This is a genomic window from Legionella genomosp. 1 (genome assembly GCF_900640215.1).
Lineage (GTDB): Bacteria > Pseudomonadota > Gammaproteobacteria > Legionellales > Legionellaceae > Legionella_C > Legionella_C quinlivanii_A.
Genome location: NZ_CAAAJH010000004.1, coordinates 86,679 through 108,796 on the forward strand (window position 1 = coordinate 86,679; position 22,118 = coordinate 108,796).

Genomic DNA, 22,118 nt, shown 5'->3' on the forward strand with positions numbered 1-22,118 from the left:
TCCCCCGAATAATATTTGTAACCAAGAATAAGAAGGAGAGAAAAGGATGAGAGCTAAGTCATTTTTAAAACTGGGACTGGTCGCAGCAAGCATCGTCCTGCTGGCATCCTGTTCAAAAACCCCAGGCAGCGCTGGTGATTACTCCGGCATGGGTGATACTGATGCTTCGGCACACGGTCTGGGCCAGTTTACTCGTTTTGCGGGTCAGGAACCAGGTGAATCCTATACCACTCAGGCGCCCCATAATCAGTTATACTTATTCTCTTACGATGACTCCACATTTGCACCTAAATACATGGCCTCTTTAAATGCGCAATCCGATTATTTAAAATCTCATCCAGGTGCACGCGTGCTTTTGGCGGGTCATACGGATGAGCGCGGCAGCCGTGAATACAATATTGCGCTGGGTGAGCGCCGTGCAAACACCGTCGCTGAGTTAATGCGTATGGCTGGGGTTAGCAGACAGCAAATTCGCGTGGTCAGTTATGGTAAGGAGCGTCCAGCTAATTTTGGCCACGACGATGCGTCTCACATGCAAAATCGTCGTGTAGAATTTATTTATGAGGCGACAAGATGATTCAAATGAAGCATCGCTTTCTCGCGTTGTGTTTCGCTGGTTTACTTCCATTACAGGCTGCTGCAGAAGCGCCTGTAGTGGATGACAGCGAAAACTTTGCGATTCTCGATGAACAGCAGGCTGATATGGAACAGCAGCCTGTTGCCAAGGCACAGCTTGACGATAGTTATCCTGAAGAAGAGATTGCTCTGGTCCAGGATAATGAGCTGACTCACAGTGAAAATGCAGAATTGCTGGATAAACTTCAGGGAATGAGGCAGGAAATACAGGAACTTCGCGGTCAACTGGAAGTGCAGTCCCATGAATTAAAACAGCTTCAGCAACAGCAACTGTCTTTCTACAAAGATCTCGATTCAAGACTTAGCAACACGCTTCAGACCAAATCCATTGCCCGAAATGAAAATCCAGCTGAATTAAAGCTGGAAACCAAAACACCGCCGACTGCAAGCGTCAATCAAGCACCTTCTGCAGCCCCGACTGCAGTTAAATCAGTTCAGCAAAGCAATACAGCATTAACCGAAATAAATACTGCGGTAATCCCTTCCGCTAAAAATAATCCTGCCGATGAACAATTAAGCTATCTTGCCGCTTATGAATTAGTAAAGAACAAGCATTTTGATAATGCTTTGGCCGCAATGAATACTTTTGTTGCTCAGTATCCCCATGGAGGCTACACAGCCAATGCGCATTACTGGCTGGGCGAATTATACATGGTCAAGAAAAATTACGCCGAAGCGATTAGCCATTTTGACCTGGTACTCAAACAATTCCCTTCATCCAGCAAAGCGGCAGCCTGCACCCTGAAAATGGGCTATGCGCTGGCGGCATCAGGCAGAGAAACCGAAGCCAAACAAAGCTTACAGCAAGTATTAAAAAATTATCCTGACACTCCCACGGCACAGCTCGCTCTGGCTAAATTACATACTCTTAGTACCTCATGACCAAATTAAACAACCAACTGCGTATCACTGAAATATTTCATTCATTACAAGGCGAATCAACCACTGTCGGCCTGCCGACAGTTTTCATACGGCTTACCGGCTGTCCTCTTCGCTGTCAGTATTGCGATACAGCCTATGCCTTTAATGGCGGGGAAAACACCGAAATTGCAGCTATTCTTGAAAAAGTGGCCAGTTTTGAATGCAGCCATGTCTGCGTCACCGGTGGAGAACCTCTGGCTCAGCCAGGATGTTTAACCCTAATGCAGCAACTTTGTGATGCGGGTTATCAGGTTTCCCTGGAAACCAGCGGCGCACGCAACATAGAAAACGTTGACAAGCGGGTTATGATCGTAATGGATTTAAAAACACCGGACTCCGGTGAATGTGCTAAAAATTTATTTAGCAACATTGACTACTTAAAACCTACTGACCAGATAAAGTTTGTATTATGCAGTCGTAAAGATTACGAATGGGCTAATCAGCTTTTGCGAGAACAACGTTTACATGAACGCACCCAGATTCTTTATTCTCCAAGCTGGAACCAATTGCCTGCGACCACTCTGGCAGACTGGATTGTAGCCGATCGACTGCCGGTCAGATTTCAGATTCAGCTGCATAAAATACTTTGGAATGACGCCCCCGGTCATTAACTGCGAGGAGAATAATTAATGCAATGGTTTGCTCAGGCCCCGTCAAATATAGCCCTGATAAAATACATGGGAAAAAAGGATGATAACAGCAATTTGCCCGCGAATCCGTCCCTATCCTATACGCTTCCCAATTTATTGAGCAATGTCACTCTCGATAGTCATTCTGGCAGACAGGATTTTTGGGAGCCACTGCATTTACCAGGCGCGATGCCCTTTGAATTATCCCTGGCTTCTCAGCAGCGCTTCTTAAAGCACCTGGCCTTTCTAAAAAATCATTTTGATTATCAGGGCTCTTTTTTAGTGCGTTCATCGAATAACTTTCCGCATGGCAGCGGCCTGGCAAGCTCTGCATCCAGTTTTGCAGCCCTGACCAAATGCGCCATCCGAGCAATTTGTGAACTAAAAAATATTCCGTTGCCGCCTATTGCACAAGCAGCAAATCTCAGCCGGCAAGGCTCTGGTTCCTCCTGCCGTTCTTTTTTTGCTCCCTGGGCTCTTTGGCAGGATGACAGCGTGCAGGCCATTGACCTGCCCTATCAGCAATTACTGCATCAGGTAGTGGTCATTAGCCGGGAAGAAAAGCAAATCTCCTCAAGTGAAGCGCATCGTCTGGTTAAAACCAGCAAGCACTATGCAACACGCACACAAAGAGCAGTAGAAAATCTCAAAGTATTGCTAAACGCCTTACAAGCAAAAAACTGGGCCGATGCCTTTCAGATTTGCTGGCGCGAGTTTCATGACATGCATCAATTATTTGCTACCTGTGAAAAACCATTCACTTATATGACAGCGGATAGCAAATCCCTGCTAAAATCCTTACAGCTACTATGGGAAAAAGAAGGTGACGGTCCTATTGTCACTATGGACGCTGGCCCTAACATTCATTTACTTTACCGACCCGATCAGGAACAACTGTCCCAGCGCTTTAAACAACAACACTTGGTTGGAAATTATGATGTTTTATGAATTTCAAACAACAACATATGGCAAATGGATTTTAGCGGGTGAGCACGCTGTATTGAGAGGCCATGACGCACTGGTATTTCCAATTAGGGAAAAAAAGCTGATATTCAGTTATAAACCCTCGGATTCAGAGCTAAGCGCCAATTATGAAGGGCCCAATGGCGCTGACATGCACCTTTTATTCTGGAGCGTACTCGAGCAGGGTCAGCAATTGCTGGGCCAATCTTTAAATCGTTTAACCGGACATTTTCACCTGCATTGCAACATTCCGGTTGGCGTGGGGATGGGGGCATCCGCAGCTCTTTGTGTGGCAATGGCACGCTGGTTCGCGGCTCAAAAGTTGATCACTCCTGAAACCACTTCCCTTTTTGCAAAAAATCTCGAAAATCTCTTTCATGGCAAAAGCAGCGGTTTGGATATCGCTGGGGTTTCGGCTGAATCAGGTATTGCTTTTAAACAAGGTCAGGTAAGCCCGATGGTGCAAAAATGGAAACCTGTCTGGTATTTATCATCTTGCGGGCAAATAGGCTTCACTTCGCACTGCATTAACCAGGTTAATCAGTTGTGGCAATCCGATAGCGCTCAGGCAGAAGGCATTGATTTATCCATGCAGGACGCGGTTGATAAATGCCGCAAGGCACTGAAAGAGGAGTACTCACCTGCCAGTTTAACCCTGTTGAGCGATGCGATTCAGCAAGCTGGGCAATGTTTTAAAGACTGGGGGCTGATAAGCGAGAATTTAGGTCATCATATTCAGAATCTTCAAAATCTTGGTGCCTTGGCCGTAAAACCTACCGGTTCAGGCGGCGGTGGTTATGTCATCAGTTTATGGGAAAGCCCTCCTTTGGTTCCTGCCAATCTGGAATGGATCCCTATTAGTTAGTCATGTAATCAGGCAGGAAATTACTCAATGAACTGATAATACACCTCATCATCCTTTACCATACCCAGCTCAAAACGCGCCTGCTCTTCCAAAGCCTGCTCGCCGCTTTTCAATTCGAGAATATCAGCTTCAATAGCATGATTGCGCGCCAGCAACTGCTCGTTCTCGACTGTTTTTTCAGCAATTTTATTATCCAGCTGACGCCATTGGCTAATGCTCCCTTCTCCTAGCCAGAGTTTGTACTGCAGGCCGATAAGAGCTACCAGTAATATGACAATAATTGAGCGCATATGCGTGTAATCAAATAAGCGGTTGTTCCAGTATAACTTTGCTTTATGGATTTGTGGAGTCCAGTTCAGCAAAGTTATAGCCCAAGTCCAGAATCGAGGTATTATGAAAATACATTACCAGCATAGGGTAATCCGGATTGCTCCTGGATTCTTATTAATTGATTGTATTTAGCCACGCGATCCGTACGGCAAAGCGAACCTGTTTTAATTTGCCCGCAACCTGTAGCCACCGCCAAATCAGCAATAAAGGTATCTTCGGTTTCACCGGAACGATGAGACATCACGCAGCGGTAGCCATTAGCCTGCGCCAATTGAATAGCCTGGCGTGTTTCTGTCAGCGTGCCAATCTGATTTAACTTGATTAAAATCGCATTGGCCATCTTTTGAGAAATTCCCTCTTGTAAAATACGGGGATTGGTAACAAACAAATCATCACCCACCAATTGAATTTTATTTCCCAGCCGACGGGTCAGCTCACGCCATCCATCCCAGTCATTTTCATCCAGACCGTCTTCAATACTGACGATGGGATAACTGGCAACCAGTTCTTCGTAGTAAGCAATCAAGCCAGCGCTATCCAGGGTCTTATTATCGGAAGCCAAATGATAGGAATTTTCTTTATAGAGTTCGGAAGCCGCAACGTCCAGTGCAAACACCAGATCCTTACCTGATTTATACCCAGCCTGTTCTACTGCCTGGGATAACATATCAAGTGCCTGACGGTTTGATTTCAGATCCGGAGCAAAACCTCCCTCATCACCTACTGCCGTATTCAAACCCTGCTTTTTCAAAACCGCTTTCAAAACGTGAAACACTTCGGTTCCCATTTGCAAGGCACTGAAGAAATCCGAAGCCCCTACCGGCATCAGCATAAATTCCTGGATATCGACATTATTATCCGCATGCGCCCCGCCGTTTAAGACATTCATCATCGGAACCGGCATTGACATACGCTGGCCTTGGTTAAGACTCATGTAAAGAGGCTCTTTACGGGCACAGGCGAAAGCGCGTGCTGAAGCCAGAGACACCGCCAGTATCGCATTGGCTCCCAGGCGTGATTTATTTTCTGTGCCATCCAGCTGACAAAGTGTTTCATCAATCTGGTCTTGCTTTTCCACTGAAAAGCCTTGCAGTGCCTGATTAATTTCCTGATTAATAAAATTAACTGCCTTGCTGACCCCTTTACCCGCATAGCGTGCTTTATCGCCATCACGGAGTTCACAGGCCTCTCGACTACCCGTAGAGGCACCGGAAGGAACAGCAGCACGCCCCATTTCACCGCTCGCTAGTATTACGTCAGCCTCTACAGTAGGATTACCGCGGGAATCCAGAATCTCACGGCCTTTTATACTGATAATTTGCATGAATTTAACCTGATAATGTCAAATAAGCCGCTATTGTTTGGTCAATCTCATGGATTGTCAAGGTATTAAATTTCCTGAGAATGACTTTGCTACTATACTGAATGAAGAACAAAAAACTGACGATGACTCACTTGGTAATCCCAATAAAACTAAAATCGGCCTGATACTATGAATGGATTCAAAAATGACTATTCCCCTCTGATTAAGCTGGCCATCCCGCTGGCTTTGACCGGTATTCTGCAATCCGGGGTTTTCTTTTTTGAAACGGTTTTTCTTTCCCGCTTAGGTCCCGACATTCTGGCCGCCGGATCATTAGTCAGCTGGCTCTTTGGAACCTTTGTGGTCATTCTCTTTGGAACATTAAGTTCCATTAATATCCTGGTGGCTCATAAATTTGGCGCCAAAGATCATCAGGGGATTACGCGGGTGGTAAGAGACGGCTTTTGGCTTGCGCTTATTCTGGTTATCCCCAGCTTCTTGATTTTCCGCAATATGGCACCGGTGTTTCTGGTTTTGGGACAAAGTCCGGCGGTGGTTTCTTCAGCACAAGCCTATCTGCATGCCATCAGCTGGGGGCTTTTACCCACTTTTATTATGACCGCATTATTTGAAATCATTATTGGCCTTGGCCATGCCAGAGTCATCCTAAAATTCAGTGTGGTCTATGTCGCCATGAATATCCTTTTCAGTTATCTGCTGATATTTGGAAAATGGGGGCTGCCGGCACTGGGAATCGCCGGAGCTGGCTGGGGAATGACTATTGGTTACTGGATTACGGTAGTTTTGCTGGCATTTTATTTATTTATGGATAAATCCTACCATCCCTACTTTAAAAAACTGTTTAATGCCAGCAAGCCATCCTATGTGTTCGAGCTGCTGCGTATCGGTTGCCCAATCGGGTTTATGTACTGCATTGAAGTCGGCTTCTTTTTCACCCTGACCCTGATTATGGGCTTTTTTGGCAGCCAACTATTAGCCGCTAACCAGATTGCAATGCAATATCTTGGCACCCTGATGTCGGTTATTTTTTCAATTGCCCAGGCCATAACGGTTCGCATGGGCCATTTACTGGGTGCGGGAGAGACGCAAGCCGCTAAAAAAGCAGCGACTGCCGGGATAAACCTTTCTTTTGCTTTTATGTTTCTGGTGGCACTTTGTTACTGGTTCTTACCCTACATACTTATTTCTGTCGATTTTGACCTGAGCAAACCGGAAAATTATTCCATTATTCACGATGCTGCCAGAATCCTTGCCGTCGGTGCTTTGTTCCAAATGGCAGAGTCAGTGCGGATAGCCCTCTTTGGCGCCTTAAGAAGCTTAAAAGACACGCGGTTCACCTTGCTGATTTCAATCTTCAGCTTCTGGCTGCTTGCCTTACCCATCGGCTATGTTTTCGCTATGCAATTCAATATGAAAACCACAGGGCTTTGGTGGGGAATGATGATTGGAGCTTTAAGCAGCGTATTCCTGCTCTATTGGCGGTTTCAATACAAAATAAAGCGCTACAATCATGGGGAAGATATTAAGTACAATAGTAAAACTGAACTGAAATAGAGCTATCAGGCAGGAGCGTACAGCAGTGGACGATTAATTTCTTCGATTTTGTCGAGACACACTTTATTTAGATGACCAATGCAGAACCCAGCCCGGAGGACCGGTCCTGTTTTATTGTCTCTGCAAGATAGAGCCTGGATTTGTTCTCTGAGTTATAAATAAAATCTGCCATGGAGTAGTTCATTGACGGGGCTGTGTGCTCAGATTCAGTCGAAAAAAAACCACAATGACTCATTAAAAATTTAAGCATTTGCAATGTTGATCAGCCCTGAACTTGATCAAAATATTACCACAAAGACCATTTATTTTCAACAAGCCTTGTTTTTCGAGAGTGTTCATCAAACTGTGTCATGTCACGTCATCTCGAACGCAGTGAGAGATCTCCCAAATCTTGGTTTGTGCCAGCATTCTGAGATCTCTCACTGCGTTCGAGATGACGGCGTGCTGTGAGTAATGACATAGTTTAATGAACATTCTCTATTTTTCTATCCCGGAACTGGACTTGCCAACCACTTTCACTTTAATGTATAGCGTTGAATTTTGGGTAAACGGAGTACCGGCACGAATGACTTCGGTATTCTGATCAGCGGCTGGTTCACCTTGAGCAGTTCCCAGGGGTACCCACTCATTTAAAGGCAGCATTACAGTGGTCATTACCTGCTGCTGGTTAAAGCTCTGATCGCTAACTTGCGTATCCTGTTCGCGAATTCGCTTAACAGAGAGTCTGACTTTATGCCCCTGCAGTAATGGCTCAACCATCAATCCGGTTTGAACCAGACGCCGGTCGTAACTGACACCAGCACTCCAGAAACCAATCCCAACATTACTGATTACTGGCTGGTCTTCCCCGGTGCTGATAAATGCGGATTCGCCATTCATTACTTTGACCGACTGATAGCGCTGCTGGTTTTGATTGGACGAGGTACTGATGCTTATCGTATTAGAGTTTTGCGTACTCAGCCAGTCAGGGTCACCCTGGAATACGGCAATTTCAAAAGTCACTGGGGGCTGATCCAGTTTATGAAGCACTTCACGAAGCTGGGTTAAGGTGTCAGGGGTGACTTTAAGAATCAAGGTCTGACCGCTGCCGCTTACTGCCTCTCCCTGAGATAATAAGGGCTGAATTAACTGGATTACATTATCGGCCTGCTGATAATGAAGCTCGATAACCTTGGTAACCATCTGAGCGGCAAACAGGCTTCCTGTAAAAAAAAATAATATCCATATCAAGCGTCTCATGTGAACAGCTCTCCCTGATTCATATCACTGACATTTTGAGCATAGCACGAAAATTATAACGAAAAATATGAATCGCAAATTGCATCTTGCATGAGGACAAGTATATAATCGCGGCATCGCGAATAAGGTGATAGCAAATTCATGACACGCATTTTTAATATGTTCGGACCTTCACCTATCCGTCCTATTGAGCAACACATGCGCAAGGTAACTCAATGCGCAAAGCAGCTCCTGCCTTTTTTTGAAGCAGTGCTAACACTTGACTGGCCAAGCGCCAGCGATATCAAGGATAAAATATCAACTCTTGAAAAAGAGGCGGATATGATAAAGCGCGATTTACGGCTTCATCTTCCTACCGGTCTTTTCTTACCTGTGTCACGCACTGACCTGCTGGAACTCTTGAGTGCTCAGGATAGAATTGCCAATAAAGCGCAAGATATCGCAGGATTAATTGTCAGCCGTCAGATGATTATTCCAAACGCGTTGTCTGTCGTGTTCATGCCTTTTCTAAACCGTTGTCTTGATGCAGCCAAACAGGCCTGCAAAGCCATCAATGAACTGGACGAATTGCTCGAAAGCGGTTTTCGTGGAAGCGAAGTTAAAATCGTTGAAGAAATGATAATGACTCTCGATGAAATCGAGCACGACAGTGATGACAAATTGGCGGATATCCGACACCGCATTTTTGACCTGGAAAAGGATTTACCACCAATTGAAGTGGTTTTCCTTTATAAGCTGGTCCAATGGATTGGTGATTTAGCTGATCATGCCCAGATTGTGGGCGGCAAATTACAAATTCTTATCGCCAGGTAGTATATCTTATGGATTATTCTGTATTCTTTTTCTTTGCGGCTATTGCTTTATGTTTTCTGATGACCTGGGGGGTCGGCGCGAACGACCTGGCCAATGTCATGAGTACGACAATGGGTTCCAAGGCAGTCACTGTTCGGCAAGCAATGATTATTGCAATTGTTTTTGAGTTTGCCGGTGCGTTTCTGGGTGGGAGCGGTGTTACTGAAACCATGCGCGATGGGATCATCGTCAGCAGTGAATTATCCGAGCAGCCTTTAATCCTTATTGAGGGCATGCTGAGCGTGCTTCTTGCCTGTACTGTCTGGATGAATCTCGCCAGTTATTTTGGTCTCCCTGTCTCTATTACCAATGCGATTGTGGGTTCAATGGTGGGTTTTGGCAGTGTTGTTCTGGGATCTGATGCCATTCATTGGTCGCAAGTATACCGCATTGCTGCCGGCTGGGTAACCTCGCCGATGATTGCAGGTATCACCGCATACTTCCTGTTTATCAGTATTCAGCAGACCATCTTTATTAAAAGCGATCCGCTTGAGAAGGCTAAATTATATATTCCTATTTATCTTTTTTTGATTGGTTCCGTTCTGTCATTCATTACTGTTTTTAAGGGTTTAAATCATTTTGATATTCATCTTAATTTCAAGCAGGATCTGGCGGTCACTCTGGCAACCAGCATTGTTATTACGCTTATCGGAATAATTATCATTCGCAGAATTCCCGAAGTTCCTAAAATCAGACGCCGGGAGCGTTTTCTGCAAGTAGAAAAATATTTCGCAGTGCTGATGGCCTTAACCGCCTGCGCTATGGTATTTGCACATGGAGCCAATGATGTTTCCCTGGCTGTGGGTCCATTAACAATTATTCATAGCCTGATAACCCAGGCCAATACACCAATCGCGGTTACTCAATATCCTGCCTGGATTATTTTTCTGGGATGTTTCGGAGTTATTATTGGCTTTTTAATGTATGGGCGCAAAGTAATTGAGACCGTAGGCAGTTCAATCACAGCATTAACGCCCAGCCGTGCTTTCGCCGCCACTCTGGCTGCCGCCACTACGGTTGTCGTAGCAACCAGCACAGGCATTCCGGTTTCAGCGACTCAGACTTTGGTCGGAGCCGTTCTGGGTGTGGGTCTGGCTCGCGGCATTGGCGCATTGAATCTGATAGTAATCCGCAACATTTTCATGTCCTGGATTCTAACCTTGCCAGCCGCTTCTTTATTGACAGTTCTGGCTTATAAGGGATTGCATTTCTTTTTGGGATGAGAGATGGCGTATAGCGCAAGAATTTCTATTACGCGCCTATAACACCTACGCACTAGCGCTATATGCGCAATACGTAGTTAAATTAAGGGAAACTATTGTAGGTTGGGCCCTTGGCCCAACAAATGGATTGAACCATTCCAGAACTCGATGTTGGGCCAAGGGCACCCTATCTTAATGGTATTGAGGCTAAGACATAGCGGATACTAATTAAAAATCTTCCCAGATCTCTTCTTTGTTATTATCTCTATTTGCATGATCACGAAAATAAAAAATTCGTTTATGCTTTTTAATCTCTTTTTTTTGAGAAGCGGATTTCTCATGCTCGGCATCAAATTGAAACAGGAATTTATCAATAGGACTGACGAAAGCCTTATCAATATCTTTTTTGCTCATAGTACATTCCAACGTAACATAATTAATTAATTTTAGCGCTTTTTATGATAACTTACCAACATTCGTTTCTCAATCAGGAGTTTTGATGACGGCAATTAAACAAGCTGAGTTACACGTTCATTTAGAAGGCACTATTTCCCCACAATTAGCTTTAAAGCTTGCCAAGCGCAATCATATTGATCTGCCGTCTGGCTTATTCGCAGCGGATGGCCAGTCTTATCAATACAAGGATTTTCTGGATTTTCTCAAAGCTTATGATTCAGTCGCGGCAGTGATTAAAAAGCCAATGGATTACTATGACATCACTTTTGATTATCTAAAAGAAAGAGCTGATGCCGGTGGTATTTATGTGGAGTTCATGTATTCTCCGGATCACGCAGAAATGTCCAGCGGGATTCCTTCCTGTGAGCATTTGGCAGCTATACAGCAGGCTATTGATGATGCTGAAGCCAAACATCAGATTATCGGGAGAATTATTGTTACCGCAGTCAGACATTTTGGCGAAGACTCTGCCATAAAAGTGGCAAAACAGGCTATTAAGGAAAATGTTCCCTGCATCACTGGGTTTGGCCTGGGCGGCGATGAAATTAATTTTCCACCTAAACTATTTACCCAAGCCTATCAGATTGCTGCTGAGGGCGGTTTGGAATGCACCGTTCATGCCGGTGAATTTGCCTCAGCAGAAGGTATGATGGAGGCGATGGACTACCTGCCTGTTAAACGCATAGGACATGGTGTGCGAGTTATCGAATCCCCGGAAACCATGGCTCGGCTTAAAGACAAAGGAATCGCACTCGAAGTGTGTCCGGGCAGCAACGTCGCTCTGGGCCTCTTTCAAAACCTTGAAAGCCACCCCCTTCCTCAATTATTGGCGGCAGGTATCAGAATCAGCTTAAACTCAGATGATCCGCCTTTTTTCCGTACCAATCTGGCTAATGAATATATACAGGCTCAGAAAATTTACGGTTTTTCCGATCAGCAAATGCTAAATTTCACCCGCATGGCGATTGAGGATGCCTTTGTCGATGAGCAAACCCGCAAGGAATTGCTGCAGCGATTGCAATAGTTACACTCGGTCTGTAGCCTGAAAAACTACAGACTTTCACTCTTGACTTATAGGCTGGATGACCTATTGTCAATACAGAAAGGTTTAATTTTGAAATAGGGAGTGTTTCATGTTTTCAATTAAGAATGTACTGCACGGAATTATCGCAGGGATTATTGCCGGCATCGTATTCAGTTTTTTCCTGTTGATGGGGGGAATGGTTGAAACCCTTGGAGCAATCATCAGAATGCCCACTCTGACAGGCGGGCTTCTTGTCCATGCCATTGTCAGTATTATAACTGGTATTGTATTCGCAGTCGTTTTTGGCTATTTCATTCATTCCTGGGGTCTTGCGATATTACTGGGACTACTTTTTGGATTGGGTATGTGGATAGCTGGCCCCATGACCTTATTACCTTATATGGCTGCTGGAACTCCTCTCTTTTCAAAATGGAATTTAGTTGATTTGAAAGCCAATATCCCTCCGCTGGTAGGGCATTTGGTCTATGGATTCCTTTTGGGTGTTGTTTATTACACACTCAGAATTAATCAATCCCGACTATAAAACATTTAGACAGGTCAAATCCGGCGTTTCTAAATGGTATATAATCTGATTAATCATCAGGGTGATGGAGCACCTATGCAATCTTTAGCAATGATGCAGGCGGTATTGGAAAATATACCGCAACTGGTCTTCTGGAAATCGGCAGATGGATTCTACCTGGGTGCCAACAGGCACTTTCTCGAGTTTGTCGGTCTGCAATCCCAGGAATCTTTAGTTGGTAAAACAGATGCTGAGCTCGCTTTGGCTCATCCAGTCATTCGCTATTTTGCCGAAGCGGATGACCAGGTATTAATGTACAGGATTCCGCATTCGGCAATTACCAGAACTATTCATCATCATAATCAAACACTCACCCTGCTAATGGATAAATCGCCATTATTATCAGAGACGGGGCAGCTAAAGGGATTGCTTGGGGTGGTTACCGTCAAACAGCCTCAATTTTCAAATTATATCCACTTAAATACAATCATCGACAATCTCCCTCATCTTATCTTTTGGAAAGACATTCGCTCGGTTTATTTAGGTTGTAACCGGCGGTTTGCAAGTTTACTCAATTCAACTCCACGCGATATCATCGGTAAAACTGATTTTGAGTTGAACTGGAGAAAAGAGGACGCCGAGCTCTTTGTTTCAGGCGATCTGGACGCTATGTCGGGCAATTCTAGAATTAATGCTGAAGAAACCATTGCAAGGGCCGATGGGCGACTAATAACCATGCTCTCCAGCAAAGTACCTATGTATGACGAGCAGGGCGTTTGCATTGGGATCCTGGGACTTTCGATAGACATTACCGAGCGTAAACAACTGGAAATTAATTTGAAAAAAGCGCTTGAAACGTCCCAGGCGGCTAACCTCGTCAAAACCGAATTTATTGCTGATATGAGCCATGATATCCGAACACCAATTACCGGAATCATTGGCATGTCGAAAATGCTTGAGGATAATTCGACTACAGCGGAAAATAAACAATATGCGCAATGGCTTAGTCAAAGCGGAGAGCAATTATTAACCTTGTTAAATGCGGTTCTCAAGACTATCTCTACTGATAGTCCACATGAAGAGATGGACAGCGACTGGTTCAATCTGGCCGACTGCCTGAACAGTCTGGCAAAACTGGAACTCCCTGCCATTCAGACAAAACAGTTATCGCTGGTGCTGGTGATTGGACAAAATGTGCCAATCCAGCTATTTGGTGATCAGCATAAACTACACCGTGTTTTATTAAATTTAATCGATAACGCAATCAAATTTACCCATAACGGTTCGATTATATTGAAAGTGGAGCGTATTTCAGAAGGATTCTTACTATTTCAGGTGATTGATACCGGTGCAGGGATCCCCAAAGAGATGCAGCAAAGAATAGTTGAACGCTTCAATTCCCCTCTATCTTCTTTAAACAATGAGGAACAAGAAAAAATAGGGTTTCATATCGTTCAAAAATATCTTCAGTTAATGAAGGGCAAGTTTCAACTAAGCAGCATTGAAGGTGAGGGAACGACAGTGAGCTTAACCATTCCTCTTAAAAAAATCAGCCCGCAAACCGAATGTCTCCCAGCAACGCAAGTTAAAAATGCCTTGTTAACTGATTTGGAGCAACCAGGCAAACCAGCGCCTGTAGTACCTTTAAAACTGGAATCTCAAGGATCGAGAGTGCTGTTGATAGAGGATAATCTGATTGCCCGAAAAATGGCAGAAACCATGCTGGATAAACTAGGTTGTGAATATATTTCAGCTGACAATGCTGAGGTCGGTTTTGAATTGATACGAAGCCACCCTATCGATATTGTCATTACAGATCTTGAATTGCCTGGCATGGATGGATTTCAGTTTGCGGCTCTAATCAGACAATGGGAAAAAGCACACCACCAGGAAGAGCGGCTTATCTTCGCATTGACTGCACATTGTGCTAATGAGGTGGATAAATCTCGGGCAAATATGGTCAATCAGGTCCTTACCAAGCCCTTATCTATGAGCACGCTTGAGCAAATATTACCTCATATCAGGTTGCATACACCTTTGGCGAATGCAAACGCATCTGCAATCAATGAATTGAATCATTTTCCGATTTTTGACAAGGAACAAGCCCTTTCACAATTGGGCAGCGAAAAAGAAATGCTTGATCTATTAAAAATGCTGATTACAAAAGAGCTCCCTGAAGACCGTGAGGCTTTACAGAATGCATTTAAAGGTCATGAATGGCAAACGCTTGAACGAATCGCACATAAGTTAAAAAGCGGGGCAGCCTATTGTGGCACACAACGTCTTTATTCTGCCTGTGAATCTTTAGAAAAGGCATTAAAGGATGGCTACAACCCTTCCTCAGAGCAAATGTATGAGCAACTACAACAGATCATCGTTCAAACCGAACAGGCACTGACACCTTATGTGAATAAATTATAACTGGCTCCCTGCCAATAACTCTGCATATAACCGTCTTTGCGAGTGATAACGAAGCAATTGTTCCTAACTTTGTTCAAGTTTCGATCTGGATTGCTTCACTTCGTTCGCAAAGACGACAGGCTAGTTGCTGGTTCTATTTATGCACAATGAGTGACAACGCAGAAACCTGGAATAAGGTTTAGTTCATCTCTTCCATGTACTGACGAAGTTTTTTCATAGCGTTTTTTTCAAGCTGGCGGACTCTCTCCGCAGAAACACTGTATTTTTCAGCCAAATCCTGCAGGGTTGTTTTATCATCCGCAAGCCAGCGTTGCTGAAGAATATCCTGACTTCTGTCATCGAGTCGTTCAAACGCAACCGAGAGATTATCCCGTCCAAGTTCACCGCTTCTTTCCTGCTCAACCAAATAGGCTGGATCATTATGTTCATCGTGCAAGAAATGAGCCGGAGCTTTATAGGCGTCATCATCGTCATCAGTCGCCAGGGCATCATAGGAAGAATCCATCGCGTTGAGCCGCTGCTCCATTAGCAAAACTTCCTCGCGCGAAACCCCCAGGTCTTTAGCTACGTCATCCACTTCCTGACGACTCATCCATCCCAAACGGTTTTTCATCTGCCGTAAATTGAAAAACAATTTACGCTGCGCTTTGGTTGTAGCGACCTTCACAATACGCCAGTTGCGTAATACAAACTCATGAATTTCTGCTTTAATCCAATGGACTGCAAATGAAACCAGACGAACTCCCATTTTGGGGTCAAAGCGTTTTACCGCTTTCATCAGACCAATATTACCTTCCTGGATTAAATCATTTAAGGGCAGGCCGTAGCCTAAATAGCCGCGGGCAACCCGCACTACATAGCGTAGATGGGCCAGGACAAGCTGGCGTGCGCTTTCAAGATCGTTTTCATTTTGAAAACGCTCAGCATAATCATGTTCTTCTTCAGCAGATAGCATTGGAATAAGATTGACTCGATGGATGTAGGCATCGAGACTTCCAATCGGTAAATTGATTGATGCTAGTTGTAACTGCCGATTCATACTACTCCTCCAGTTATTCCATCACCAAAAATCAAAACTAAGCCGCTGTCTTCCTGTTTGATGTAATTTATAAGTAAGGGACAGCAGGAAATTACCAGAAAACACTGCTTAAGTGCTCAATACCATATTATACACCCCCTGTAAAGAAAATTACAATACAGAGACTCCTTCACAGAGGATCAGAAACTAAGCCTGTTAATGATAAGGCCCTATCGAAGCCAACTGCCGTCTGACTGATAAATGCGCTCCCAGCCATCCCAATAAAATTGCAGCGAGAACAATTGAATAAGCTTGTTTCACTGATAAGCCCTGCAAAGGGTAATTCATATGATAAACAGAGGCCAGTTCCTGAACAGCAACGGCAATACTCAGCATAAAAATATTGACAAAAAGAACCGCAAAAATTGCTCCCAGCAATCCATACCAAATGCCAGAGTATAAAAAAGGGCGAAGAATAAACGATTCGGTAGCGCCAATTAATTTTAATACCTGGATTTCCTCATGACGATTATGAATTGCCAGACGCAAGGTATTACCGACGATTAACACCACAGCAGAAGCCAGTAAAGCCATCAGTGCATGAGCAATCTTTCCGGCAAAACCTAATATGGCATGCAAGCGCGTTATCCACTCCATATCCAGCTTAGCCTGCTCGACCTGGGGCATGGATTGCAGGCGTTCAAACAGTTGTCTGACCTGCAGGGGATTATTAACTGAAACCGCGGGAATCACGTCAATCACCGCCGGCAAGGGATTTTCCGGCAGATATTTCATAATATCATGCATGCCTTCCTGCTGCTGCAGTTCCTGCATACCCTCATTAGCGGTTTTCAAGGAAGCCTGGCCGACTCCTCCCACTGCGCGCACTTCCTGTAGCAGGGCAGTTTCCTCAGCTGAAGATACATTGGACTTTAAATAAAGAGAAATATGACCGCCCTGCTGCCAGTCAATCGTTAACTGATTCAGATTTTCCGAAAAAACCCAGAATAAGGTGGGTAAAGTCAAAGCTATTGCAATCACAATCACAGTCATCATAGTCGCTAAAGGTTTGCGGCACAGGTGATTAAAACTGTTGGTAGCTGCCTGCAGATGATAGGCTCCTGCCTGCTTTAAATTATTCAGCATATCCGGCCTCCTTTCAGCATGATAATCCGATGCTTCATTCCTGCAATCAAAGCCAAATCATGTGTGGCAATCAGAACGCTTACGCCTACCTGATTAAACAGTGCGAACAATTTCATTATCTCTGCAGACAAGCCAGGATCAAGATTTCCTGTGGGTTCATCAGCAAGTAATAAATCCGGTTTATGCACTACGGCTCTGGCTATCCCTACTCGCTGCTGCTCTCCTCCCGATAAATGCACGGGCAGCATTTTTTCCTTGCTGAGTAAACCCACCATGTCCAGAGCCGCATGCACACGCTTGGCTATCTGAACGGGGGGAATGGCCTGAATTTGCAAAGGCAAAGCCACATTGTCAAAGATGCTTCGATCGCTCAAAAGATGCGGCGACTGGAAGGTAATCCCCAAACTGCTGCGATATCTGGCAATATCATTATTGCGCAGCTGATTTAAACGGACGTTATTCACAATCACCTGACCGGAAGAAGGGTCTTCCAGCTTTGAAATTAATTTTAGCAAGGTACTTTTGCCAGCTCCTGAATGGCCGGTAAGAAAAGCCATTTCGCCCCTTTCAAGGGAAAAATCGATTTGGCTTAAAGCTTCAAATCCACCTGGATAACGTTTACTGACCTGTTCAAATTTAATTATCATTAAACAATGCCTTGACAAATTGTGACGGTTCAAAGGGACGCAGATCGTCTATTCCCTCACCAACTCCCAAATAACGGAATGGTATCGCCAACTCATTGGCAATAGCAAATAAAATTCCACCTCGCGCAGTGCCGTCAAGCTTGGTCATGGTTATACCTGACAAACCAACCGCCTGATGAAATTCACGCGCCTGATTCAAAGCATTTTGCCCAATACTGGCATCGAGTACCAGCATCGTTTCATGGGGTGCCTCAGGATTTATTTTTTGCATCACCCGCTTCACTTTTTTCAGCTCTTCCATCAGATTATTCTGAGTGTGCAGGCGACCCGCAGTATCTGCAATCAGAATATCTATTCCGCGTGCAGTAGCCGCCTGTAGGGCATCATAAATCACTGAGGCACTGTCAGCACCTGTATGCTGAGCGATCACCGGGATTTCATTTCTGGCCCCCCAAACCTGCAACTGCTGCACAGCGGCCGCCCGGAAAGTATCCCCCGCCGCCAGCATAACTTTTTTGCCTTGCTGCTGAAATTGTTTGGCCAGCTTGCCAATGGTCGTGGTTTTCCCGGCTCCATTTACCCCAACCGCCAGAATTACGAAAGGCTTGTGGACCTGATTATCAACAAGCAGGGGCTGTGAGCAGGGACTGAGAATTGATTCCAGTTTATCTTTTAGACTACGAAATACCGCATCCCCATCATTAAGCTGCTTTCGAGCCATTCCTTCGCTTAACTGCTTTAATACCTCCTGACTGGTGTCAATTCCCAAATCGGCACTAATCAGCACAGTTTCCAGTTCCTCCAGTAAACCAGCATCAATTTGTTTTTTTCCAAGCAGTAAGCGCCCAACGCTATCACCAAATTGCTGGCGTGTTTTGGCCAGTCCGCGTTTCAGGCGGGTATAAAAGCTTAATCGTGATTCTTCTTGCGGCTGTACTTCAGGCAAGGGCTGCTCAGCAGCCAGGGCGGTTTCGGGTGTTTCAATCGTCACAGCCTCTCGCTGAGGCTGATTAGTATCAGTTTCAGGCACTGGAGGTGAGTTTTTTGTAGAAACATCCTGATTTTTTTTAAACCATTTAATCATAAGGTATACAAAAGAGAGGAAATATGGAATTCTATCACCTTTTTTCGCCGGGAGTTAATCCATGCGTCTTGTATTTGCAATTTTCTTTACCTTGCTATCCACTCTTGCCATGAGCGGCGTGCAAAAATTTACTTTGGACAATGGATTGAAGGTAATTGTTAAGGAAGATCATCGCGCGCCTGTGGCCGTCGTGATGGTTTGGTATAATGTAGGTTCCGCAGATGAGCCCGGGGGTATTACCGGCGTCTCTCACGCATTGGAACATCTGATGTTCAAAGGCACCAAAAAGTATCCTATCGGCATGTTTTCAAAAACAATCGCGGGTATTGGAGGCCAGGAAAATGCCTTCACCAATACCGATTATACGGCTTATTTTGAGAAAATTTCGGCCTCTCAGCTCCCCATTGCCTTTGAGCTGGAAGCCGATCGCATGCAGAATCTGGTCCTGGACCCCAATGAATTTTCCAAAGAAATCAAGGTTATTCAGGAAGAGCGGCGCATGCGTACCGACGACAATCCGCAGGCGCTGACCTTTGAGCGTTATCTGGCGACCGCCCATCTGGCCGCCCCCTACCACCATCCGGTTATTGGCTGGATGACTGATTTACAGCAAATGAATGTTAATGATGCCCGCGCCTGGTATCAGAGCTTTTACACCCCAAACAATGCGACGCTGGTGGTGGTCGGGGATGTCAATCCTGCAAAAGTCCATGAACTTGCGAAATTGTATTTCGGTCAGTTAAAGAAAAAACCCAGTTTTGTCAGAAAATCACAACTGGAGCCGCCCAATTTAGGTGCTAAATCAGTGGCCATTCATGCACCTGCCAAGCTGCCCATGCTTATGTTCGGATATTCGGCACCCACTGTAAAAACAGCCAAAACTAACTGGGAACCTTATGCCCTGGAAGTCATAGCCGGTATTCTGGACGCGGGAGAAAGCTCAAGATTTGCCAAAAACCTTGTTCGAGGCAGCCACCTGGCCAGCAATGTAGATATCTATTACAATTTATATAATCGATATCAAACGCAATTTGTTCTGTTCGGAATACCCACTCAAAACCATACTATGGATGAATTAAAAACTGCTTTGCTGCGTGAAATTCACCGCCTGCAAACCGAACCCGTCAATGGAGTCGAATTAAATCGTATTAAAACGCAAATTATCGCCCAGAAAACATTCGAGAAAGATTCTATCTTCGGACAGGCGATGGAATTGGGTTTACTGGAAACGATTGGATTGGGTTCAGAAACAGCCGAGAGTTATACATCCAAAATACAAGCAATAACACCCGCTCAGATTCAGGAAGCAGCTCAACGTTATTTAAAAGAGAATACGATTACGGAAGCCCGTTTGTATCCCTTATTGCAGTCCAAGGAATTACAATGAAAACAATTTATTTTTTAGCCGCTTTACTCATCAGCAGTTTAAGTTTGTGTGCACAGGCCGCCTCATTCAAAACTGAAAAATGGAATACCAGCAACGGAGCCCGTGTGGTCTTTTATCAGGCCAACGAGGTTCCCATGCTGGATATCAGCATCGCTTTTGCAGCGGGCTCTGCCTATGACAATAATTTTTTTGGTCTGGCAGCTCTGACCAATCGCTTGCTGGATCAGGGAAACAGTAATCTGGACGCCAATCAGATCGCTGAGAAAATAGCAAATACCGGCGCCCAGTTTGATAGTGAAGTCAGCCGCGACATGGCTATCGTACGTCTGAAAACCCTGACCAGCCTGCCTGCTCTAAATGAAGCACTGGACACATTTAACCTCATCGTTAATAAGCCCAACTTCAGACAAGATGCTTTCAACAGAGAAAAAAATCAGCAGATTATTGCAATCACCCAGGCCCAGGAGTCACCAGCGGATATTGCCAATAATCTGTTTTTCAGCAAGCTTTATAAAAACCATCCCTATGGGCATCCCGTGAACGGCACCGTTGAATCAGTAAAGAAAATTTCTAACTGGCAAGTAAGGGATTTTTATAAAAAAAATTATGTCGCCAATAATGCAGTCATTGTGATGGTGGGAGCTATCAGCAGCCAGCAAGCGCATGAAATTGCGGATAATCTGGTTAAAAATATCCCTGCCGGAGTTAAAAACCCCGCAATCGCTAAATCTGCACCGCTTGCAGGAGCAGAACAAGTCAATTTTGATTTTTCATCTTCGCAGACAGTTTTGAAATTAGGGCAAATCGGTATCCAGCACGACAACCCTGATTATTTTCCATTAATGGTAGGAAACTATATTCTAGGTGGCGGCTCACTGGTTTCACGCTTGTCGAGCGAGATCCGTGAAAAGAATGGTTTAACTTATGGAATCAGCAGTCAATTTATGCCGATGCCGGGCAATGGTCCGTTCATGATTAGTTTTTCAACGCAGAATAATCAGGCAAAACAAGCGCTGAAGATGACTCAGAATACATTAAATGATTTTCTGAAGTCCGGCCCAACTGATGATGAGCTAAATGCTGCCAAACAATATCTGACAGGCAGTTTCCCCTTATCCCTGTCAAGTAATTCCAATATCGCCGGTATGCTTTTGCGTATGACATTTTATAATCTCCCGGATAACTATCTGGATACCTATGTGGCACACATCGAAGCGGTAACAGCGGAAGATATCAAGAAAGCCTTCGATATGACCATCCACCCAGAGCGCATGTTGCTAGTCAGTGTAGGGAAAATGTGAAAAATACGGTAAGAATCATCAGCGGTCACTTCCGCGGAAAGAAAATCAGCTTCCCGGATGTGGAAGGTTTAAGGCCAACCCCTGATCGGGTAAAGGAAACGCTGTTTAACTGGTTAATGAATTCCCTGCATGGTAAACGCTGTCTGGATGCATTTGCCGGCAGTGGTTCACTGGGGTTTGAGGCTTTGTCCCGCGGGGCGGCTCATGTTGTTTTCGTAGAGTCGGCCAAGCCGGTATTTGAGCAGCTCGGAAAAACCGCAGCCAGTATTTCGGCAAAGGGAATTGAGATTATTCATGGTGATACCCGTCACTATCTCAAACATTGCAAGGAACCGTTTGATCTCATTTTTCTTGATCCGCCTTTTGCCAGTCGCCTCCAGGAAGAATGCATTGATATTATTGCAAAAAACAGGATACTAGCTTCAGGAGGCTTGCTTTATGTAGAGTCTCCTGAGCCCCTGAATCTGGACAATACTCAATGGGAAGTCTTAAAAAATAAACAGGCCGGGCAGGTCATTTTCTCGCTTTATGAACGACTATTATCATAGTTTATACTCATAGAATTCATCTTAAGCAAACTGCTGCGCTCGCAGGAA

The 22,118-nt window shown here is 44.8% G+C and carries 22 protein-coding genes; 14 read left to right on the forward strand and 8 right to left on the reverse strand.

Annotated elements, in window-relative coordinates:
- Window positions 1-46 precede the first annotated feature (46 nt).
- The 5 genes from pal to E1O89_RS05575 are packed head-to-tail and all read left to right on the forward strand — an operon-like array spanning window position 47 to window position 4,014.
- Window positions 47-577, forward strand: coding sequence for a peptidoglycan-associated lipoprotein Pal (gene pal, locus E1O89_RS05555; protein WP_112220022.1), 531 nt, complete (start codon window positions 47-49; stop codon window positions 575-577).
- A complete protein-coding gene (gene ybgF, locus E1O89_RS05560) occupies window positions 574-1,518 on the forward strand; it encodes a tol-pal system protein YbgF (RefSeq protein ID WP_112220023.1) in 945 nt (314 codons plus the stop codon). Before pal ends, ybgF begins: the two co-directional genes overlap by 4 nt.
- A complete protein-coding gene (queE, locus tag E1O89_RS05565) occupies window positions 1,515-2,168 on the forward strand; it encodes a 7-carboxy-7-deazaguanine synthase QueE (RefSeq protein ID WP_112220024.1) in 654 nt (217 codons plus the stop codon). The genes ybgF and queE overlap by 4 nt, the downstream gene beginning before the upstream one ends.
- 18 nt (window positions 2,169-2,186) lie before the next feature.
- Window positions 2,187-3,134 (forward strand): diphosphomevalonate/mevalonate 3,5-bisphosphate decarboxylase family protein, encoded by a 948-nt coding sequence (locus tag E1O89_RS05570; protein ID WP_133139310.1) that lies wholly within the window; start codon window positions 2,187-2,189, stop codon window positions 3,132-3,134.
- Window positions 3,124-4,014 carry a mevalonate kinase gene (locus tag E1O89_RS05575; RefSeq protein WP_133139432.1) on the forward strand — a complete coding sequence of 297 codons (891 nt, stop codon included), beginning with the start codon at window positions 3,124-3,126 and terminating at the stop codon, window positions 4,012-4,014. The genes E1O89_RS05570 and E1O89_RS05575 overlap by 11 nt, the downstream gene beginning before the upstream one ends.
- A gap of 20 nt (window positions 4,015-4,034) precedes the next feature.
- Here E1O89_RS05575 and ftsB read toward each other — a convergent pair whose 3' ends face one another.
- Window positions 4,035-4,304, reverse strand: a complete 270-nt coding sequence (ftsB, locus tag E1O89_RS05580) for a cell division protein FtsB (RefSeq protein ID WP_058522223.1) — start codon at window positions 4,302-4,304, stop codon at window positions 4,035-4,037.
- 101 nt (window positions 4,305-4,405) lie between these two features.
- Window positions 4,406-5,668: a phosphopyruvate hydratase gene (gene eno / locus E1O89_RS05585; RefSeq protein ID WP_133139311.1), complete on the reverse strand. Its 1,263-nt coding sequence runs from the start codon at window positions 5,666-5,668 to the stop codon at window positions 4,406-4,408.
- 168 nt (window positions 5,669-5,836) lie between these two features.
- On the opposite strand from eno, the gene E1O89_RS05590 reads away from it, so the two are divergent.
- Entirely contained in the window at window positions 5,837-7,222 is a 1,386-nt protein-coding gene (locus E1O89_RS05590; RefSeq protein WP_133139312.1) for an MATE family efflux transporter, read from the forward strand.
- A 477-nt stretch (window positions 7,223-7,699) separates the two neighbouring features.
- Here E1O89_RS05590 and E1O89_RS05595 read toward each other — a convergent pair whose 3' ends face one another.
- Entirely contained in the window at window positions 7,700-8,461 is a 762-nt protein-coding gene (locus E1O89_RS05595; RefSeq protein WP_133139313.1) for a type II/III secretion system protein, read from the reverse strand.
- A 141-nt stretch (window positions 8,462-8,602) separates the two neighbouring features.
- Here E1O89_RS05595 and E1O89_RS05600 point away from each other — a divergent pair, with 141 nt between their 5' ends.
- Together E1O89_RS05600 and E1O89_RS05605 are read left to right on the forward strand one after the other, a co-directional pair.
- A complete protein-coding gene (locus E1O89_RS05600; RefSeq protein ID WP_133139314.1) occupies window positions 8,603-9,274 on the forward strand; it encodes a TIGR00153 family protein in 672 nt (223 codons plus the stop codon).
- 8 nt (window positions 9,275-9,282) lie between these two features.
- Complete coding sequence (locus tag E1O89_RS05605) at window positions 9,283-10,536, forward strand: inorganic phosphate transporter (RefSeq protein WP_133139315.1); 1,254 nt, start codon at window positions 9,283-9,285, stop codon at window positions 10,534-10,536.
- Window positions 10,537-10,743: 207 nt separating this feature from the next.
- On the opposite strand, the gene E1O89_RS05610 is transcribed toward E1O89_RS05605, so the two are convergent.
- A complete protein-coding gene (locus E1O89_RS05610) occupies window positions 10,744-10,929 on the reverse strand; it encodes a CBU_0585 family protein (RefSeq protein ID WP_058507789.1) in 186 nt (61 codons plus the stop codon).
- Between the two features lie 85 nt (window positions 10,930-11,014).
- Between E1O89_RS05610 and E1O89_RS05615 the strand changes: the two genes are divergently transcribed.
- The 3 genes from E1O89_RS05615 to E1O89_RS05625 all read left to right on the forward strand — a co-directional run bounded on the left by E1O89_RS05615 (window position 11,015) and on the right by E1O89_RS05625 (window position 14,939).
- Window positions 11,015-11,995 carry an adenosine deaminase gene (locus E1O89_RS05615; RefSeq protein WP_133139316.1) on the forward strand — a complete coding sequence of 327 codons (981 nt, stop codon included), beginning with the start codon at window positions 11,015-11,017 and terminating at the stop codon, window positions 11,993-11,995.
- Window positions 11,996-12,104: 109 nt separating this feature from the next.
- On the forward strand, window positions 12,105-12,539 hold the full coding sequence (locus E1O89_RS05620; protein ID WP_112220035.1) for a hypothetical protein: 435 nt from the start codon (window positions 12,105-12,107) through the stop codon (window positions 12,537-12,539).
- Between the two features lie 75 nt (window positions 12,540-12,614).
- Window positions 12,615-14,939: a PAS domain-containing protein gene (locus tag E1O89_RS05625; RefSeq protein ID WP_165483073.1), complete on the forward strand. Its 2,325-nt coding sequence runs from the start codon at window positions 12,615-12,617 to the stop codon at window positions 14,937-14,939.
- Between the two features lie 178 nt (window positions 14,940-15,117).
- On the opposite strand, the gene rpoH is transcribed toward E1O89_RS05625, so the two are convergent.
- The 4 genes from rpoH to ftsY form a co-directional block, all read right to left on the reverse strand.
- Window positions 15,118-15,978, reverse strand: a complete 861-nt coding sequence (gene rpoH, locus E1O89_RS05630; RefSeq protein ID WP_112220037.1) for an RNA polymerase sigma factor RpoH — start codon at window positions 15,976-15,978, stop codon at window positions 15,118-15,120.
- A 195-nt stretch (window positions 15,979-16,173) separates the two neighbouring features.
- Complete coding sequence (gene ftsX, locus E1O89_RS05635) at window positions 16,174-17,103, reverse strand: permease-like cell division protein FtsX (RefSeq protein WP_133139318.1); 930 nt, start codon at window positions 17,101-17,103, stop codon at window positions 16,174-16,176.
- Window positions 17,097-17,747 carry a cell division ATP-binding protein FtsE gene (ftsE, locus tag E1O89_RS05640; RefSeq protein ID WP_058507914.1) on the reverse strand — a complete coding sequence of 217 codons (651 nt, stop codon included), beginning with the start codon at window positions 17,745-17,747 and terminating at the stop codon, window positions 17,097-17,099. The genes ftsX and ftsE overlap by 7 nt, the downstream gene beginning before the upstream one ends.
- A complete protein-coding gene (gene ftsY / locus E1O89_RS05645) occupies window positions 17,740-18,834 on the reverse strand; it encodes a signal recognition particle-docking protein FtsY (RefSeq protein ID WP_112220039.1) in 1,095 nt (364 codons plus the stop codon). The genes ftsE and ftsY overlap by 8 nt, the downstream gene beginning before the upstream one ends.
- Before the next feature lie 61 nt (window positions 18,835-18,895).
- On the opposite strand from ftsY, the gene E1O89_RS05650 reads away from it, so the two are divergent.
- From E1O89_RS05650 to rsmD, 3 genes are read left to right on the forward strand one after another with little or no spacing between them, the layout of a single operon-like run.
- Complete coding sequence (locus tag E1O89_RS05650) at window positions 18,896-20,221, forward strand: M16 family metallopeptidase (protein WP_133139319.1); 1,326 nt, start codon at window positions 18,896-18,898, stop codon at window positions 20,219-20,221.
- Window positions 20,218-21,522, forward strand: coding sequence for a M16 family metallopeptidase (locus tag E1O89_RS05655; protein WP_133139320.1), 1,305 nt, complete (start codon window positions 20,218-20,220; stop codon window positions 21,520-21,522). Before E1O89_RS05650 ends, E1O89_RS05655 begins: the two co-directional genes overlap by 4 nt.
- The gene (gene rsmD, locus E1O89_RS05660; RefSeq protein ID WP_133139321.1) at window positions 21,519-22,070 is read left to right on the forward strand and encodes a 16S rRNA (guanine(966)-N(2))-methyltransferase RsmD; all 552 of its coding nucleotides are present in this window, start codon (window positions 21,519-21,521) and stop codon (window positions 22,068-22,070) included. Before E1O89_RS05655 ends, rsmD begins: the two co-directional genes overlap by 4 nt.
- Window positions 22,071-22,118 lie beyond the last annotated feature (48 nt).

Excerpts from the sequence above, each read along its gene's own strand:
- pal (WP_112220022.1), top strand. The coding sequence starts at position 47 with ATGAGAGCTAAGTCATTTTTAAAACTGGGACTGGTCGCAGCAAGCATC.
- ybgF (WP_112220023.1), top strand. The coding sequence starts at position 574 with ATGATTCAAATGAAGCATCGCTTTCTCGCGTTGTGTTTCGCTGGTTTA.
- queE (WP_112220024.1), top strand. The coding sequence starts at position 1,515 with ATGACCAAATTAAACAACCAACTGCGTATCACTGAAATATTTCATTCA.
- E1O89_RS05570 (WP_133139310.1), top strand. The coding sequence starts at position 2,187 with ATGCAATGGTTTGCTCAGGCCCCGTCAAATATAGCCCTGATAAAATAC.
- E1O89_RS05575 (WP_133139432.1), top strand. The coding sequence starts at position 3,124 with ATGTTTTATGAATTTCAAACAACAACATATGGCAAATGGATTTTAGCG.
- ftsB (WP_058522223.1), bottom strand. The coding sequence starts at position 4,304 with ATGCGCTCAATTATTGTCATATTACTGGTAGCTCTTATCGGCCTGCAG.
- eno (WP_133139311.1), bottom strand. The coding sequence starts at position 5,668 with ATGCAAATTATCAGTATAAAAGGCCGTGAGATTCTGGATTCCCGCGGT.
- E1O89_RS05590 (WP_133139312.1), top strand. The coding sequence starts at position 5,837 with ATGAATGGATTCAAAAATGACTATTCCCCTCTGATTAAGCTGGCCATC.
- E1O89_RS05595 (WP_133139313.1), bottom strand. The coding sequence starts at position 8,461 with ATGAGACGCTTGATATGGATATTATTTTTTTTTACAGGAAGCCTGTTT.
- E1O89_RS05600 (WP_133139314.1), top strand. The coding sequence starts at position 8,603 with ATGACACGCATTTTTAATATGTTCGGACCTTCACCTATCCGTCCTATT.
- E1O89_RS05605 (WP_133139315.1), top strand. The coding sequence starts at position 9,283 with ATGGATTATTCTGTATTCTTTTTCTTTGCGGCTATTGCTTTATGTTTT.
- E1O89_RS05610 (WP_058507789.1), bottom strand. The coding sequence starts at position 10,929 with ATGAGCAAAAAAGATATTGATAAGGCTTTCGTCAGTCCTATTGATAAA.
- E1O89_RS05615 (WP_133139316.1), top strand. The coding sequence starts at position 11,015 with ATGACGGCAATTAAACAAGCTGAGTTACACGTTCATTTAGAAGGCACT.
- E1O89_RS05620 (WP_112220035.1), top strand. The coding sequence starts at position 12,105 with ATGTTTTCAATTAAGAATGTACTGCACGGAATTATCGCAGGGATTATT.
- E1O89_RS05625 (WP_165483073.1), top strand. The coding sequence starts at position 12,615 with ATGCAATCTTTAGCAATGATGCAGGCGGTATTGGAAAATATACCGCAA.
- rpoH (WP_112220037.1), bottom strand. The coding sequence starts at position 15,978 with ATGAATCGGCAGTTACAACTAGCATCAATCAATTTACCGATTGGAAGT.
- ftsX (WP_133139318.1), bottom strand. The coding sequence starts at position 17,103 with ATGCTGAATAATTTAAAGCAGGCAGGAGCCTATCATCTGCAGGCAGCT.
- ftsY (WP_112220039.1), bottom strand. The coding sequence starts at position 18,834 with ATGATTAAATGGTTTAAAAAAAATCAGGATGTTTCTACAAAAAACTCA.
- E1O89_RS05650 (WP_133139319.1), top strand. The coding sequence starts at position 18,896 with ATGCGTCTTGTATTTGCAATTTTCTTTACCTTGCTATCCACTCTTGCC.
- E1O89_RS05655 (WP_133139320.1), top strand. The coding sequence starts at position 20,218 with ATGAAAACAATTTATTTTTTAGCCGCTTTACTCATCAGCAGTTTAAGT.